Origin of the sequence: Paenibacillus sp. IHB B 3415 (assembly GCF_000802655.2) — a bacterium.
Lineage (GTDB): Bacteria > Bacillota > Bacilli > Paenibacillales > Paenibacillaceae > Paenibacillus_AQ > Paenibacillus_AQ phytohabitans.
The window spans coordinates 102,321-119,262 of record NZ_JUEI01000001.1 but is presented as its reverse complement, the minus strand read 5'-3'; the positions used below and the strand labels follow the sequence as shown (position 1 = coordinate 119,262).

Genomic DNA, 16,942 nt, shown 5'->3' with positions numbered 1-16,942 from the left:
CTGTTGTATGGTGCAGGCTGCCTGCTATTCTTCCTGAATAAGCTTAGCATATTACGCCAAATATTACAGTCCTACCTTCCGGAATGCTTCACACTCCATTTACACGCAGAAAAAAAGCCCCTGCAGCTCGCAGAGGCTTGTCATCTTAATCCAAAGCTTCGATCTTTGTAGCAATATTCGCGCAGAATTCCCGGTCGTGCTCCACAAACAGGATTGTCGGCGTATGTTCCATCAGCAGCTCTTCAATCTGCATCCGGGAGATCACGTCAATGAAGTTAAGCGGCTCATCCCAGATATGCAGATGCACCTTCTCACTGAGGCTCCGGGCAATCAGTACTTTCTTTTTTTGGCCGCCGCTGTAGGTGGACAGCTCCTTCTCGAATTGAGTCCGCGAGAAATCAAGTTTCCGCAGAATCGATTTGAACAGGCTCTCATCAATTCCGTGCTCTCTGGCATATTCACTCAGACTGCCCTGCAGATGCGAGGTGTCCTGGGATACATAAGAGATGGCAAGCTGGCTGTCCTTCCGTATGACACCAGTATGATGAATCTCCTCCCCGCAGATCAATTTGAGAATACTCGATTTACCGGAACCGTTGCTGCCGGTGAGTGCAATCCGGTCCCCTTGCTCAATCGTAAAACTCACTTCTGAACAAACACTTTTCTCCCCGTAAATGATCGAAACTTCATCCAGCTGGACCAGCTGTTGCTTATGATACGGAAGCTGTGATATTTCCAGACTGTCCGAGCTTTCGATGTTCCGCAGCAGCTTGGATTTCTCGGTGATCGCAGATTCCTGCCTCTGCTGGATCGATTTCGAGCGTTTCATCATTTTTGCAGCCTTGTGGCCGACATAGCCCTTATCTAATTTGGAGCCGGAGTTACGGGTGCCGTTCTTGGACTTCTCGACCTCATGGGCCCATCCGCCCGTTCGTTTGGAAGAAGCCGATAACCGCTTAATGTCCCGCCGCAGCTTCTCGTCTTCCGCCAGCTCGAAGTTATCCTGCCTCGTCTTATTCTCCCACCAGCTGCTGAAGTTCCCCTTCTGGATCTCAATATTGGTCTTGTTGATGGACAGGATATGGTCTACACAGTTGTCTAAGAAGGCTCTGTCATGGGAGACCAGTATATAACCGCTCTTCGTGCTGAGATAGTCACTGACCAGCTTACGAGCCTTCATGTCCAGATGGTTGGTGGGTTCATCGATGAGCAGGAAGCTGTTTTCCTTGATAAAAAGAGCAGCCAGCAGCACCTTAGTCTGTTCCCCGTTCGACAATGAATTGAAAGGCCGGTACAGCACATCCTCCGCTACCTTCAGCAGGTTCAGCTCCCGCATTAATTTCCAGTGTATATATTCCGGGTCAGTTTCACTGATTACATCCAGGGTCTGACTTGTGGGGTCCGCAACCGGAAACGGGAAGTATTCAAAGCTTACTTGTGCGGATATCGTCCCGCTGTATTCATATTTGCCGAGCAGCAGGTTCAGGAAGGTGGTTTTGCCCCGGCCGTTGCGCCCGGTGAAGCCCAGTTTCCAATCGGTATCCAGCTGAAAATTCACATGCTCAAAAATATTATCGTAAGTGCCCTCATAGGCAAACGTCAGATTGCTCACATTGATTAATGACATACAATATCCTCCTGTACAAAATAATAAAAGCTGCAAGAAGGTTATCTTCTTACAGCTCAAATAAATACAGCAAATTCAGCCCGGACGGACTTGAATAAGGATATATTGATTGAGTGAAAAGATGCAGACCCTTCTTGCATATAAAGAATAAAACGCGCGCACGAAATAACGCCTTTATAAGATGAACTTATGAATGAACCCGTGGCTATTCTTAAGTTCCGTTCTATAAAGCTGTTTTATTGTTTAATACCGCAAGAGAATCCTACACTATACTATTCAACTCCAATCGTTTAATTAAGTGCATTTTACCATGTGCTTTATTGGATATCAACCCGGTCCGTATGCATACAGTGTCTATTTAAGCTGAGATCAGGCCGTATTTCAGGAAGCAGTTATACAGTCCGTCTTCCTCAATGTGGTCCGTGATGTCATCGGCAATCTCTTTGAGCTTCTCTCTGGCATTGCCCATAGCAACACCTACCTGGACATATTCCAGCATCTCCAGATCATTAAGCCCATCGCCAAGCGCTATACTGTCTTCACGTGGAATGTTCAGGTGCTTCAGTACATCGGCAATGGCCGATGCCTTGTGGACACCCGGAATCATCAGCTCCCCGCTGTTCTCTCCAAACAGGGGGATAGAACTCTGGAGTGCTGTGAACCTTCCTTCTAATGCCTCCTGGATCTGATGAAAGGGCAGACTGCTCTCCAGAAAGCAGATTTTGTTGACATCATCCAAATATAATTCTTCGTTCCCATAGGTCAGTGTAGCGATATAAGGATGCGGGGACAGCCGTTTTCTCTCCTGCGCTGCAGGATCATTCAGCAGATCACCATAAATTCTGCGTTCCAGATGCGGCTGTAAATTCCGGCTTCCGTATAGGGCAGTGTTGGATTCCAGAATGAAATCAACCTCATTGGCGTGAAAATAATCGACCAGATGTTTGGCGTCTTCCGGAGTCACTTTTTTGTGATAAAGCATTTCATTGCCGTTCTCTACATACCCGCCTGCTGCTCCAATCAAGCCGTCGAAGCCAATATTCCAGATGGAGTCATAGATCTCAGCCTTCGAGCGGCCGGTACACAGGTAGAGCAAATGCCCGTTCTCCCTCGCCTGTCTGCACGCCTGCTGCGCCGATTCCGGTATGATTCCATTCTCTGTGAGAAGTGTTCCGTCAATGTCGATGAAGACTATTTTTCTGCTGTTCTGACTCATGAATCCCCAGCCCCCTTGTGTAATGTTCCTCTGAACTATAATTTATGTAATGCGTTCCAGGTCAAGGATTATTTTCAGCGATGAAAGTGAAAAAGGACTGACCCATAACCATAGAATGGTTAAACGGGACAATCCTTAGCATGCAGAGTACGATCAATTTGTCTGGATCAGATCCGATTCCTGCGCCCCGGTAACCACCGAGATGATGCTCTTCCGCAGCTGATCTGCATTCTGTGCCTGATAGGGATCGGCAGCAAAGATTACCGCATCGGCAATATAGCCCTCGGCAATCCGCCCCAGCTCATGACCGCTTCCAAGGATCTCTGCGGCGTCTTGCGTAGCGGACTTCCATGCTTCTGCCCGGTTCAGGCCGTAATCGAACAGCGTATCGAATTCCTGCAAGTTGTAGCCATGCAGGGAAGGAGTTGCATAATCCGTACCGAATCCAAGACGTATTCCCGCCCGCTTGGCATATCCAATGGCCGTGGCATGAGCATCGGCTGCACGGGCGGCCCGTTCACAGATGACCGGATTCAGCGTCAGTACACCTTTGGGGTCGGCTGCGATCCGGTAGATCGAGGTTGTCGGCACGAAGGCTACGCCGGATTCGGCCAGTCGGCCCGCCTGATCCCAGGTCAGGAACATCCCATGCTCAATGGACTCCACTCCGGCCTGGATGGACCAGTCAATCGTCACGCCGCCCCAGGTATGTACCAGAACCTTCTTCTGATTCGCGTGTGCATGACGGACGATGAAGGCGAACTCTTCCTCAGAGAAGTTCGGCTCCGTTACCTTCTCGGTAGGCGCGCCTAGACCGCCTGTTGCCATGATTTTGATCCAGCCTGCTCCGGTAGCGTAGATCTCTGCCAGTCGGCCCTCCAGATGCTTAACTCCCTTGGCATCCGCTGCGCCCAGCATTTCACTGCTGGTCTGCACCCGGAGCGGCTGCTGATAATACTTCACGAGATGACGGATGGTGCTTGGCAGAATACCGCCGGCATCACGCGCAGTAGTTACACCAGTCCGTAAGGTGGCTGCGAAGGCTTCTGCCTGCATCACTTCAACCTCCCGGCTGTCCCGGTTCAGCTGGTCGGCATGATCGAAATCGGTCCAGGCCAGGTGCGTATGCAGATCAATGATACCCGGACTGATCCATAGCTTCTGCTGAGGTTGTTCCGCCTGTACATGGCGTGGTTCTGCTTCCTTAACAGAAGTGAACCGGCCATTCTGAATTTCAATATCAAACGGTTTGCCTTCGATACCTGCGATATGGATACCGCTGTACGCCTGGAATTGCGGATGCTTGAGAATCATAGGGCTTCACCCCAAACCTGACGGACAGCTTGTACTGCCTGCTCTGCATCCTGCTTCAGTAATCCGGCAAGCGTCCGCACTGCGCCTTCAACACCTTCCCGGTTGGCATTTGCCCCGAAATGGTTAATCCGCAGCAACTGGCCGGATAATTCGCCGTCTCCGGGAGCCACGATGCCGATAGGCTGCTTGATCAGCAGCTTCTGCTCCCCGTTCACCCGAACAGTGGTCGTCAATGTGGAATATTGCCGGCTGTTCTTCTGCCAGGGTTCAAGTCCCAGAGCTTTGATCCCCGCTATGGCAGAAGCTGCTGCAAGTTCATGGCGCTTAATCACTTGAACCAGTCCCTCATCGGCAACAGTAGTCAAGGCTGCGATCAGAGCTCTGGCCTCCAGTGTTGGAATATTCGGCGGGACGCGAAGCGGCGGCGTGCCGTCCGGTGCCGGCTTCAGATCGAGCAAGGATAGAATGGAATTGCGGGGCGCTCTTTCATTCGACTCCAGGAAGGCCCAGCCGCGTGGTGAAATACTGACTGCGCTGACGCCGTTAGGTCCGGCGAGTGCTTTTTGCGCACCCATCACGGCAAAGTCCACGGACCACTCATCGACTAACAGAGCCTCTCCGCCTACTGCTGATACGGAATCTGTTACCGTAATGAGATTATGCTGGCGTGCAAGCCCGAAGATTTCCTTCGCAGGGTTAGAGCCGCCTGTAACCACTTCTGCCTGTACGAAAGAAATAGCAACCGGATGGAACCGTTCAACCGCAGACGCCACCTCCTCCACAGTAATGACTTCATCGAAGGAAACTTTCACTTCGATCACCGTCGCTCCGCCGCGCTCCAGCCATTGTCCAAACAAACTGCCGTAAGGGCCAGTCACTACATTTAGAATGGTCCGGCCGGGTGCAGCAATTCCTGCAGCTACCGCTTCAATGCCCAATATGGCTTCCCCCGGAATGATCACTGGAGGATACTGGGTGGATAAGAGATCAGAGAGCTGTCCTGTTAATGTATTGAACTCAGACAGGGACAGCGGGACAAATCCTTGTGGTTCTCGGTTCATATAGACCTCCTGATGTAATTATTTCATTGTGGCATCTTCGGAACCGCAGATAACAGCTCGCGGCTATATTCATGCTCCGGACGGATGAAGAATTGATCCTTGGTATTGATCTCTACCAGCTTCCCCTGCCGCATGACGGCAACGGTATCGCTGACCGCATGAATAACCCCGAGATCGTGAGAAATGAATAACACGGTAAGATTAAGCTCAGCCTTGAGCGTGTGGAACAGCTCCAACACGCTACGCTGCACGGATACATCGAGTGCACTTGTCGGCTCATCGGCGATCAGCAGACTCGGCTCCACACTTAGAGCGCGTGCAATGGCAATCCGCTGGCGCTGGCCGCCGGAGAATTCATGCGGATATTTGTCCAGCGACCTGGCTTCCAGCTGCACCCGGCTAAGGAGCTCTTTGCTTCTTGTCTCCACTTGGGAACGGTGGACAATCCGGTGAAACAGCAGGGCTTCAGACAGAATCTGCCGGATAGTATGCTTGGGATTCAGCGAGGCATCCGGATTCTGAAAGATCATCTGGATCTTTTTATGCTGCTCCCTGCTTCTCTTCTTGCGCAATTCCTGGGAATCCAGCAGAATCTGCCCCTCATCCGGAGCGATCAGCCCGGCAATGACCCGCGCCAGCGTAGACTTTCCTGAACCGGACTCTCCGACAAGTCCCAGCGTCGTATGCTGCTCCAAATCCAGCTGAATATGGTCGAGCGCGGTAAATCCGCCGTAACGGACCGTTAAATCCCGCACCTGCAAAGCTAAATCCATTATAGTCCGCTCCCTTCAAGCTCAAGCTCCGGCAACGAAAGCACCGAATCGATCAGCATCTGTGTATAGGGATCAGCCGGATGCTGCAATAGACTAAGCGTCTCACCATGCTCGACAATCTGCCCCTGCTTCATGACATACAATCTGGAGCAGAGGTTAGCGGCAATCGCCAGATTATGGGTGACGAAGACCATTGCGAAACCGAGTTCACTCTGCAGACTGGTGATCGTGTCGATGATCTGCCGCTGAACGGTGACGTCCAGGGCGGTTGTCGGCTCATCGCAGAGCAGAATGCCGGGCTTACAGGCAAGAGCCAATGCGATAACAACACGCTGACACTGGCCGCCTGACAGCTGGCTGGGATAGCGGTCCTTTTTTCTCAAAGAATCCGGAAGACCCAGTCTTTCAAGCAGTTCCAAAGCAATCGTCCGTGCAGCTCTCCGGCTGACCTGTTGTCTGTAATACACGACTTCTGCCAGCTGCTTCACAACCGGACAGAGCGGGTCCAGCGCCCCTCTCGGGTCCTGGAATACCATGGCACTGCTTACCTTACTCCGTACGGCCCCTCCGGTCTGCTCCACACCACGAGGAAGGAGACCAAGGATTGCCCGCAGTGTAAGCGACTTGCCGGAGCCCGATTCCCCTACCAGCCCGAGACTCTCCCCGCGTGCAAGCGAGAAGCTGATATTATTGACGAGAATTTCTTTCGACTTGGCTGCAAGTGTCAGTGATTCTACTTCAAGCACAGGCTCAGTTGACATTATTTTTTCCTCCAAATATCGGCCAGGCCATCCCCTAACAGAGACAACGCTATCCCCGTATATACCACGGCGAATCCCGGAACTGCTGACAGCCACCAGGCGGTGGTAATGAAGGGTTGTCCGTCTGAGATCATTGTCCCCCAGTCCGGTGTAGGCGGTGCGATACCGATACCCAGATAACCCAGCGTAACAATGGCTACAAGCAGTCCGACCATATCCGTCATCAGCACAACAACGGCTTGCGGCAATACATTAGGCAGGAGATGGCGCAGAATAATGCGGCTGCCGGGCAGTCCCAGGGTCTGGGCAGAAGCCACCCATTCCTGTTCCCGGAAGGATGCGCTAAGACCTCTGACCACACGGGCGAATACAATCCAGCCCACGAGAATGAAGGTGATATAAATCCCCCGCTCCCCGGCACCGCTGGCGAAGGCCACAATAATTACGATCAGATAGAACGGGAAAGCGATAAATGTATCTGTAATCAGTGCAATAATTCTATCGGTCCACTTGCCGTAATACCCTGACAGCATTCCCAGTAAGACACCGGTACAGAACGGAATGATCTCGGCCAGAACCATGATAGTCAGATCCGTCCGCGCTGCATAGATCAGTCTGGTAAACAAATCACGCCCCAGCTGATCGGTACCCAGCCAGTGGGTGGAAGACGGCGGCTGCAGGAAGGCGCTCAAGTTCTGCTCCGTCGGATGATACGGACTTAAGTAAGGGATGAACAGAGCCAGCAGAATGAGCACTGCAAACATAATGATTCCGATCAGCAGGGATGGGGTATTCCATATCCGTCTCAGCCCGTTTACTTGCTTCTTGCCCTCTGGCAATTGTATATCTGGCGTTGTAGTTGTCATTGTTTCCCCTTCGTTCTGGGATCCAGCCACCAGGAGATGATTTCAATCAGCAGACTGATGATCACTACAGATAGCGCGCAATAAAGGGCTATTCCTTGGATGACAGGGAAATCCCGATTCGAAATTGAAGTGAACAGCAGGCTGCCGATCCCTTTGATGCCGAATACCTGCTCGACGACTAGCGTACCCCCGATGAGATAAGAGATGTTAACTCCCAGCAGCATCAGTGTCGGCAGCGCAGAGTTGCGCAGGACATGCTTAAACAGAATAACTCTGGAGGGTATACCCGCTGCTCTCAGCGTGACGACAAAGTCGGATTCGAGTACCTCCAGCATTTGCGCCCTGAGCGAGCGGACCAGTGTAGGAATCTGTGAAAAAGCAACCGTTATCGCCGGCAGCGCCAGGCTTCGCAGCGTCCCTGTGAAGCCTTCACCTACTCCTCCGACAGGGAACCAGCCCAGCCGGACACTAAAGAGCAGAATCAAAAGGATGCCAACCCAGAAGATTGGCATACCGAGAGTGATCGCAGGAAAGATGCGGATCAGGTGATCCAGCAGTTTATCCTTATGTGTGGCTGCAGCAGTAGCAAGCAGAAGTGCAGTAATAATTGCAAGCACACAGGCAATCAGGATAAGCAGCAAAGTTACAGGAGCCCGCTGCATAATCAGCTCTCGTGCCGAGGTGCCCATAATAATGGAGTTGCCGGTATCCCCTTGCGTGAACAAGGTCTTCATAAACCGGATGAATTGTTCCCATAGCGGGAGATCCAGCCCCAGGGTGTGATGCATATTCTTTAGCGCTTCGGGCGTACTGTATTCTCCGAGAATCATTTTGGCAGGATCGCCGGGTACAATACGTATGAGGAAAAAGACTGCCGTCATTACGCAGAAGATAACAATTAAGGCTCTTACAAGTGCTATCCCCAGCCACTTGTAAGAACCATTGTTTCCTTGCGCACCGGTTAAGGTTTGCCTGGAATTCATCATTTGCTTACGCGCACATCTTCCAGACGGATACTGCCGTTAGGCAGAACTACCAGTCCATCCACCGAAGAACGGGCACCAATCAGGATATCCGGGTAGTAGAGAGGAATGTAAGGCACTTCATCTGCAAGCGTCTGCAGCAGCTCGGTGTAGATGGCTGCGCGGGCATCGCCGTCTGCTGTTTTTTGACCCTCATACAGCAGCTTGGTTACATTATCGTTCGTGTAATGCGTCCAGTACGATTTGCTGAAGCCTTCCGGGTCGGTCTGGAACGCCAGGATCGAGTTCGCTTCCGGAGAGTCGGCTTGACCACTGTTCAGCATCGCCGCGAAATCATAGGCGAAGAAGCGTTCACGGAAGGTAGCCAGTTCAACGGATTCGATCTCAATCTTGATTCCGATGGCCTGGCCTGCTGCCTGAATAATCTGTGCTTCCTGGGCTCTTGTGCTGTTGCCGGAAGCGATAAGCAGCTTGGTTGAGAATCCGTTAGGGAATGCAGATTTGGCAAGCTCTTCCTTGGCTGCGGCGGCATCGAAGTTCAATGACTTAAGGGTATCATTGGCGTTGTATGGAATCGTTGTCGGCAGCAAAGAATTGGCGGTCTGTGCATATCCGAAGGTTAATGCTTTAGTCAGACCGTCACGGTCCAGCGCCAGCGCCAGTGCACGGCGCACATGCACATCGGAGAAATGCTCATCCAGCGTGTTGAAGAACAATTGCTCCGTCACCCAGCTGCCGTTTGTTACGACAGTAGTGTCTGTGCCGTCCTTAATCTCACCTGCATTCTGAAGGGACAGCGCTTCTACTGCATCCACTTCTCCTGCCTTCAGCTGGTTGATCGCCTGGCTGTCGTCTTCAATGAGTTTATAGACAAGCTTATCGATATAAGGCTTGCCTTCCTGCCAGTAGTTTGTGTTCTTGGTGAAGGTAACATCACCAGCAGGGTCCCAGGTTTCAACTACGAAAGGGCCCGTGCCTACCGGTTTCTTGAAGAACTCTTCTTCGCTGACGCCGCCGAAGTTATTCGGGATGATACCGTTGGAGAAGTTCGACAGCTCAGAGATGAACGGTGTGTAGGGTTCTTTTAGCTTAATTACCAGTGTCTTGTCATCCTGTGCCTTGAAGGATTCGACCGTCGCGGAGATGGCCAGCGGACCTTCAACCGTCAAATGACGGTTCAGGGAGAACACGGCATCCTCAGCTGTGACTGGCGTTCCGTTCGAGAATTTCAGACCGTCACGCAACACGAAGGTATACGTTAAGCCATCTTCGCTGATCGTGTGAGACTGGGCAAGAAAGTCCTTAATTTCACCCTTGCTGTCAAAAGCGACCAGTGATTCAAACACTTTATCAATCGCAAACGCATTATTCGACGTGATCTGGTTATGCAGATCAAACGAGGTTACTGAAGCCGGCCGGCCATAGGTAAAAGCACCTCCTGCAGCAGGTTCTGCTGTGCTTGTGCTTTCCGTTGCGGCTGGACTCGCACTTTCCTGAGCGCCATTACTGGTGTCCGCATTGTTGTTGGAACCGGAGCAGCCTGCCAGCAGCATTACAAACATTACTGTCAGTGTCCCCATTCCAATCGTTTTTCTAAATTTTGCATTTAACTTGGTCACGTGTGATCCACCCTTCCTATATAAATCATATATGTTTAGTATGGATTGTATTATGGATTACACATCTTCTTCTGTCAAACAAAAGTTCAATTGAGCGGCAGAATTGAATCTAATCCTTCCATTGCAGGAAATGAATTCGTAATCATCTGCTCTCCGTCGCTGCCTGGAGGTCATAAGCGCTAATATCCATATCGGTCTCTCTGCCTAGTGCCAGCTTCGCCAGCTGGCTGCCGATAAACGGGCCCATTGTGAGTCCTGAAGCTCCCAGTCCATTGGCTGCGAGAAGCCCCTTCCATTCAGGGACAGCACCTAAGACCGGGAGGAAGCCTGGTGTAAACGGGCGGAACCCTACCCTCACTTCACCAAAAGTGCTGTTTGCCAGTTCAGGTGCCACTTCCAGCCCCTTATTCAGAATCTCCTGCATGCCGCCTGCGGTCACTCTGGTATTATATCCTTTTACATCATTCTCATGAGTTGCCCCGATTACAATATGCTGCTGGTCAAAAGCGAGCAGATATTGATCACTCGGCGGGATGACTACCGGCCATGCTTCCGTATCCTGATGACCGGAAACCTGCAAGTGCATGATTTGCCCTTTTTGGTAGCTGACTTTGAAGTCAATGCCAAGCGGCTGGAGCAGCGGGTTCGCCCAGGCGCCTGCGCACACAATAACTTCATCCGCCGGGTAACACTCCGCACCTACAATAACCCCGGTCACCCGGCCTGGCTCATATTGAAGCACCGCATCTCCGGTAATTCTGGTGGCACCCTGCTGCTGCGCAGCGTGAAGTAACGCATCCCGCAGGGCGCGTCCATCTACCCGGGCAGCCCCGCTGATATGAACAGAGGCATAACCTTCAGCAAGCAGCGGGAACCGTTCACGGGTTTCTTCAGCCGTAAGCCGCGTAATTTCTCCGATTTCCGGTGCATCCGCCAGCCGCAGACGCGCCCGCTCTTCTATTTTGTCCAGCTTGCCCGCATCCGTATGAATACTAAGCGCACCTACCCGGGCATAGCCCGTATGGGTTTCGCCTCCATGCTCTAATTCCGCGATCAGCTGAGGATAATATCGTGCACCAGCCTTTGCCAGCCGGTACCAGGTCTGATTGCGCCGCTGGGACAGCCAGGGACAGATGATGCCTGCGGCAGCATCCGTGGCTTGTCCTTGATCTTTACGGTCGACAATCAGCACCTCTGCCCCCATTTTTGTCAGCTGGTAGGCTGTAGACGCCCCGAGAATCCCTGCTCCAATTACGATGACTTTCTTCATAAGATATGTACAGCCCTTTCACTTGAGGTTAGAATTCTTCGCAAGAAATTCAAGGATCGTATCGTTCACCAGCACCGGCTGTTCTCTTCCCATATGCGGCCGGTGGCCGGCACCGGGGACGATCAGGCATTGTGATCCTTTGATCAGCGAGACTAGCTGAATGATCTTATCCGCTGCAGCGTATGTATCGTGCTCTCCTGCAATGATTAGAACCGGACAGCCGATACTGCTTAACTGTGCTTCGCTCAGGTCCGGGTATCTACGCCAGTCATTAGCAGATTGCCGCATGAATTCCTGCCAATTCCCTTGATGCGCTTCTTCATGCCTCTCTTTCATCTGACGGATGATGCCCTGTTGCCCAAGCTCCAGCAGACGCTCCGGCTCAAAGTCTTCAGCACCAGCCGGATCACAGAATCCTCCGGTTCCAATTGTAGTTAGCGTAGCAACTCTTGCCGGATCATTTACTGCGAGGTACAGTCCGACATTTGCACCCATGCTGTAGCCGATCAGATGCGCTTTTTCAATACTCATGCAATCCATGAAGGCTGCGATATCATCCGCCAGCTGAGGCGTAGACCATTCGAGACTTTCACACCTGGTTCTGCCATGGCCCCGGAAATCAGGGAAATAACAGGTGTACTTATTTTGGAAATCCAGAATTTGACTAGAAAAGGCCAATAACCCGCGCGAATAACTGCTGTGCAGAAATATAACTGGCTCTCCGGTACCCATTTTTTCATAAAACAATTCCAGATCTTTAACTTTAACATGAGGCATGATACTAACCCTCCATCTGCAGGAATAATTATATTTCGGCAAGTCTGACCCTTAACAGCTTAGCACAGGTTGCCTCATCAAGCATCAGGCGGGAGTAAACCCTGGCCCCAACCCATTTCACGCAAAAAACAAAAAGAACAGTAATTCCCCGGTTAAAGGAGGATCACTGTTCTAAGTCTGACATGGATAAAAGTGCTTCCGAAGAGAGGTGTTGTGTCAGACTATCCAGCTCCGGGGAGGCGTGCCAGTCATTGTCCTCTGATTTGCCGTATTTAATCGTATGGATGACTGCCTCAGAGGACAAATAAATATTATGATGCACGAAAGGCGCAAACGAGACAGTCTCTCCTTCCCGTAATACGCGAAGCTTGAAATCTTCGTCTTTCAGTTCCGCATACACCATCCAGCCGGACTGCACGACGTAGATCTCAGATACGGACTTATGATAATGACTGCTCTGCCAGGCACCTTTCTCAGAGGCTACCGTCCGGCAATAGGAGCTTCCGTCCGCTGAGCAGATTAATCTGAATCTGCGCTCACCGCTATCCATAAGATCATGTCTGGTTTCAATGCCATACTTATAAGCATCTTCGTCAGAGATTCTGTGCATCGTTTACTCCTCCGCCAAATCTAGTTCTCTAATCCGCTCCTCCAGCTTAGGGAACACGCGGAGCGCATTATTATAGAAGACATCCTCCCAGTGTGCTTCCGGGATCAGATGCTTCACGAATGTAATGTAGGCATCCAGCGGAACCAGCGGCCAGTCGGTACCGAAGACGAGCCGGTCATATTTCTCGGCGAATACAATCGCCCGGCGGAAATGATCGGTGTAGGTCTGCTCGGTCAGCAGACGGTCCACCTTGGCCTGGTCTCCGACGATCCAGCCGGACAGGTCGGTATAGAGATTCGGATTCTTCTCCAAAAGCGCCGCTGTGTCCATAACCAAGGGATCGCCCAGATGGCAGAGCATAAAGGTAATATCCCGGTGCTTCAGGAACGTCTCTTCCATAGACAGAGGATGCGAATATTTCAACAGTCCCCGGTCAGAGTAAGTTAGCCCTCCATGAATAACGACCGGCAGTCCGTAAGCAGAGGCCAGCTTGTAGACCGGATCGTAGATCTCATCCCCCACATTGAAGTGGTAATAGCCGGCATAGAGCTTGATTCCAACGACATCCTTCTGTTGCAGCGATTGTTCCAGCGCCACCAGCTGCCCGTCCAGATGGAGGGTCAGCGGATTAATTCCGACACAGGTAAACAAATTGTCAGGAAGTGTCCCGCTAAGATCAAGCAGCATGGGATTAAGCGCTTCGGAATCCGGAAAAGCACCGGCGGCCGTCTCCGTTACGCCCATACCGACTCCGGCGACAACACCGGAGCGGCGGAACTCCTCCAGGAGTCCTTTGCCGGTATAATCGATATGCGCTAAAGTCCGGGCTGTCTCGTGAAAGGTATCAATATTCGAATAATGCACATGTGCGTCAATGATTTTCATGGGTGCTTCCTTTCTTCAGCTCATTTGTTGAACCGGATTGCCAGCAAATCGGCGTAGGCCTGCTCTGGAATCTTCAGATCCGAGATAAGATAGAATTGTGGCTTGCTGAACCGCTTTTCCCCGTCTTGAAGATACAGCGGGTCTATGGCATAAGACAGTGCCGCATGAGTGTTGGCCATCAAGACTGTAGAAGTAAGATCCGGTGCAGTAACTAGAGTCAGGCGCTGTTTACGTTCTGTGGAGCCCACTTGAAGGATTCCGTTAGTACTTCTAACTCCCAGCTGGACTCTTCCTGCCTTATACACAAGCTCTTCACCACTGCTGTTCTTTAGATACCCTCTGCTGTCCTTAAGATCGGCGGCCGCACGGTAATGGGACGAGGTTTCAAGCTCGAGCGGATATAACGGCATGCCTGTGTTCTGTTCAATGTGTACGGTAGAGGCAAGCACAGGTACACCCGGAAGCATCATGAAATACTGATGCAGGCTAAGCCCTCTGTATTTATCATTCTGCTGAATGGTAACGCTCATGCGTATGCCCGACCAGAGGTTACCCTTATCGTCTGTGAGCTCAGCGAACTCAGCGGTCCGCGGCTCCTCCATGAAGCTGCGTAATGACATGTCATTGATCGAAGTTAAAATTCCACCCACCCAGGGATTCCACCAGGATTTAGCTATGGGCTGTGGAAAAGAGGAATCCAGCCACTCCTGGCCTTGATACTCCAGCGAGAATAATCCCGGAGCAAAATTGCTGCTGGCCTGTATCCGCAAAATTCCGTTGTCTACGGCAAGCACCTGGGACTGCTCAATCTCCAGAGTCTGACGGCGGATAACCTGATCCGACACAGGAAAGACAAGGAAAGCTCTTGAGCTCTCATAAATATCCATATCCAGCTGCAGCGTAAGGAGATCGGGCTCAGAACCTGATGAACGGGTCAGCGGAAGGCTGATTTCCGAGAGCTTGTGTTCACCTTGTACCGTAATCGATGTCTCCTCAATGCTGCCTGCACGAGAAGAAACAGTGATCTCGCCATCCAAATAACTTTTCTTCTGCTCCAGAATGGAGAGTATAAGCGGACCGCTGATGAACGGGTTACCCTGATTAAGCTTCACTTCCAGTTGTTGTGCAGAACTCAGATCGCGTGTGTTGCTGCATTGCAGTGCGAACGAACGGAAATCCTGCCAGGTGTTCCAGGTGCCCAGCGCAATCCGCAGCGGACCTGTCTCCAGCTTGCCTCCAGCCGGAATCCGGCCCAGCGAATGCTCAACTGCATGGAGCCACGACTCCTGGATAAGCTCTAATTCTGCCGGCCAGCTGATCCCCCGCGAGATTGCTCCATGGGAAGCGAACATCCAGTTCTCTGTAAACTTCTGTACATCCCAGTAGTCCGGGCTGGAAGCCTCTGCACCTGATTTCAAATCCAGATACTTGCCGTTATAAGGAATAACGCCTCCCCTAAGGCTGAACTCGAAGCTGTCCTTGAGGACCAATTCTTCCTCCTGATCCGTGTCCAGCGGGTTATGAATCCTGAAGTGCCGGGAGATGAGCCCATTGCTGTTCAGTTTCACCACCATGGTCAGCAGCATGCCCTTTCTTGCTGTCAGTTCATAGACGGCTTCAAGCACAATGGCTCCATCATCTGTATCATACTGCACTTCAACAGGCGATACCTTCTTGAACTCATTGGTATAAGGCAGACCGAACTTCGGATAAGGCAGGCTAACGACATTCTTACGGCCGTCATATAGCTTCAGCGTATTGCCGGATTTCTCCAGGACTGCCGAATATCTTCCGCTGCTGATGATCCATTCCTTCTCCGTTTTGCCGCCAAAGACAGCATCTGCCCCAGGGAAGACAAGGCTCATCTCCTGCTGGAGAATTAATGAAGCGGCCTCCTCCGGACTGCTGCCCCCATTAAGGATCTTCACATTGTGATGCCAAATACCGTAGGCTTGCAGCCGCGCTTGTACAGCAACCGTTCTCCGGCCCTTTGCCTGAACTTCGAATTTAAGTGCAGACTGCCCGAAAGCGAGTATAGCATCATCAGGCAGGTCGAAGGCGAACACCGTATCTGCGTTGTATTCATTTTCGACAATCACATCAATCTCAAGCTCTTCGCCTATATAAGCTATTCTGTCCGGTAGCTGCAGCTGTACTTTGACCGGGAACTTGGGTTCAACCCCAATTTTGAATACGGCGGGCAGGCCATTAATGAGCAGTTCAGCCTCAACAACCGGATGGGTCTGATAGATACTCTGTTCCTCTTCTGCCGGATGGATGAAGAAGCTGCCTTCGATCCGTGCCTCGGATTCAATTTCCTGCGCCCTGTTCAGCTCAAAGCTGATTTGCGGATTGCTTATGCCCTTAATCTCCAGAGCCAAAGGCTTTCCGCTTTTATTCACAGCTTCATAGACAATGGGGTATCGGGCTCCGAAAGGCAGCTCATGCCGTTCAGGAATCGTTGCCTGTATCCGGTAATCCTCCGTCTCAATCAGGCGCAGGCCGCGGCCGCTCCGCTCATACTGCATTTTCAGCTGCAGGCCGTCTTTCAGCCATTCATATGTAAAATAGTCAAATCCGTTATCCCCCTGGCCGTCAGGCTGAACGTTGATTTCGCGGATGCTGTCGTTATACCAGTCGATCTTCCCGAAATAAGACTTCACCGCTCCGGTCTGCAGCACTGAAGGGATAAAATTCATCAGGTGGGTGGTGTCGTCGCGTTTTTCCCAGAAAAAACCGCTTTTCTTATAGGTAGGAACCGCCTTGACGTTCCCCGCCCAGGTGTACAAATCGAGCCGGGGCCAGCCAAGCCGGATGGTCTCCTCGACAGCTTGTCTCACCAGTCTCTTGCCAACCTTACGTCCATGGAAATCCGGTCTGACATTGAGCAGTGGAATATAAAGCGCGCCTGTATCCTCTTTGTAGTGGGAAAAGCTGCAATATCCGATAACCTCTCCGCCCGCAACGGCCAGAAATACCTTGAGCAGCGTGCTGTTCTCGTGTTCACGGAGTACACTTTCCTCTGTCCGGTAAGCATTGTCCCCGCCCCAGCTCTCAAAGCTCCGATTCCACATCTCGGCAATGGACGCGGCATGTTTGGCAGGCACGTATTCTTCAATAACTATTTCTTGTGTTTCCGGCATTACGGTATTCCCTCCTCAGATCACTATAGCTTCTCAC

At 51.6% G+C, this 16,942-nt stretch carries 14 protein-coding genes; all 14 read right to left on the bottom strand.

Annotation, left to right across the window (positions count from 1 at the left end; genetic code table 11):
• Nucleotides 1-145 precede the first annotated feature (145 nt).
• Complete coding sequence (locus QW71_RS00500; protein ID WP_039291688.1) at nt 146-1,627, bottom strand: Lsa family ABC-F type ribosomal protection protein; 1,482 nt, start codon at nt 1,625-1,627, stop codon at nt 146-148.
• Nucleotides 1,628-1,985: 358 nt separating this feature from the next.
• Entirely contained in the window at nt 1,986-2,843 is an 858-nt protein-coding gene (locus tag QW71_RS00495; protein WP_039291686.1) for a Cof-type HAD-IIB family hydrolase, read from the bottom strand.
• Nucleotides 2,844-2,996: 153 nt separating this feature from the next.
• A complete protein-coding gene (locus tag QW71_RS00490; protein WP_039291683.1) occupies nt 2,997-4,157 on the bottom strand; it encodes an amidohydrolase family protein in 1,161 nt (386 codons plus the stop codon).
• Entirely contained in the window at nt 4,154-5,218 is a 1,065-nt protein-coding gene (locus tag QW71_RS00485) for an alanine--glyoxylate aminotransferase family protein (RefSeq protein ID WP_039291681.1), read from the bottom strand. The genes QW71_RS00490 and QW71_RS00485 overlap by 4 nt, the downstream gene beginning before the upstream one ends.
• A gap of 23 nt (nt 5,219-5,241) precedes the next feature.
• Nucleotides 5,242-5,991 (bottom strand): ABC transporter ATP-binding protein, encoded by a 750-nt coding sequence (locus QW71_RS00480; RefSeq protein ID WP_039291678.1) that lies wholly within the window; start codon nt 5,989-5,991, stop codon nt 5,242-5,244.
• Complete coding sequence (locus tag QW71_RS00475) at nt 5,991-6,752, bottom strand: ABC transporter ATP-binding protein (protein ID WP_039291675.1); 762 nt, start codon at nt 6,750-6,752, stop codon at nt 5,991-5,993. Before QW71_RS00475 ends, QW71_RS00480 begins: the two co-directional genes overlap by 1 nt.
• A complete protein-coding gene (locus QW71_RS00470) occupies nt 6,752-7,618 on the bottom strand; it encodes an ABC transporter permease (protein WP_081956529.1) in 867 nt (288 codons plus the stop codon). Before QW71_RS00470 ends, QW71_RS00475 begins: the two co-directional genes overlap by 1 nt.
• Entirely contained in the window at nt 7,615-8,604 is a 990-nt protein-coding gene (locus QW71_RS00465; protein WP_231575381.1) for an ABC transporter permease, read from the bottom strand. The genes QW71_RS00470 and QW71_RS00465 overlap by 4 nt, the downstream gene beginning before the upstream one ends.
• Entirely contained in the window at nt 8,601-10,220 is a 1,620-nt protein-coding gene (locus QW71_RS00460; protein ID WP_039291672.1) for an ABC transporter substrate-binding protein, read from the bottom strand. Before QW71_RS00460 ends, QW71_RS00465 begins: the two co-directional genes overlap by 4 nt.
• 142 nt (nt 10,221-10,362) lie before the next feature.
• Nucleotides 10,363-11,490 carry an FAD-binding oxidoreductase gene (locus QW71_RS00455; protein ID WP_039291669.1) on the bottom strand — a complete coding sequence of 376 codons (1,128 nt, stop codon included), beginning with the start codon at nt 11,488-11,490 and terminating at the stop codon, nt 10,363-10,365.
• Nucleotides 11,491-11,508: 18 nt separating this feature from the next.
• The gene (locus QW71_RS00450; RefSeq protein ID WP_083442342.1) at nt 11,509-12,267 is read right to left on the bottom strand and encodes an alpha/beta fold hydrolase; all 759 of its coding nucleotides are present in this window, start codon (nt 12,265-12,267) and stop codon (nt 11,509-11,511) included.
• Nucleotides 12,268-12,430: 163 nt separating this feature from the next.
• On the bottom strand, nt 12,431-12,877 hold the full coding sequence (locus QW71_RS00445; protein ID WP_039291666.1) for a cupin domain-containing protein: 447 nt from the start codon (nt 12,875-12,877) through the stop codon (nt 12,431-12,433).
• A gap of 3 nt (nt 12,878-12,880) precedes the next feature.
• On the bottom strand, nt 12,881-13,762 hold the full coding sequence (locus tag QW71_RS00440) for an amidohydrolase family protein (protein WP_039291664.1): 882 nt from the start codon (nt 13,760-13,762) through the stop codon (nt 12,881-12,883).
• Between the two features lie 20 nt (nt 13,763-13,782).
• Nucleotides 13,783-16,905: a GNAT family N-acetyltransferase gene (locus QW71_RS00435; RefSeq protein ID WP_039291661.1), complete on the bottom strand. Its 3,123-nt coding sequence runs from the start codon at nt 16,903-16,905 to the stop codon at nt 13,783-13,785.
• Nucleotides 16,906-16,942: the final 37 nt, after the last annotated feature.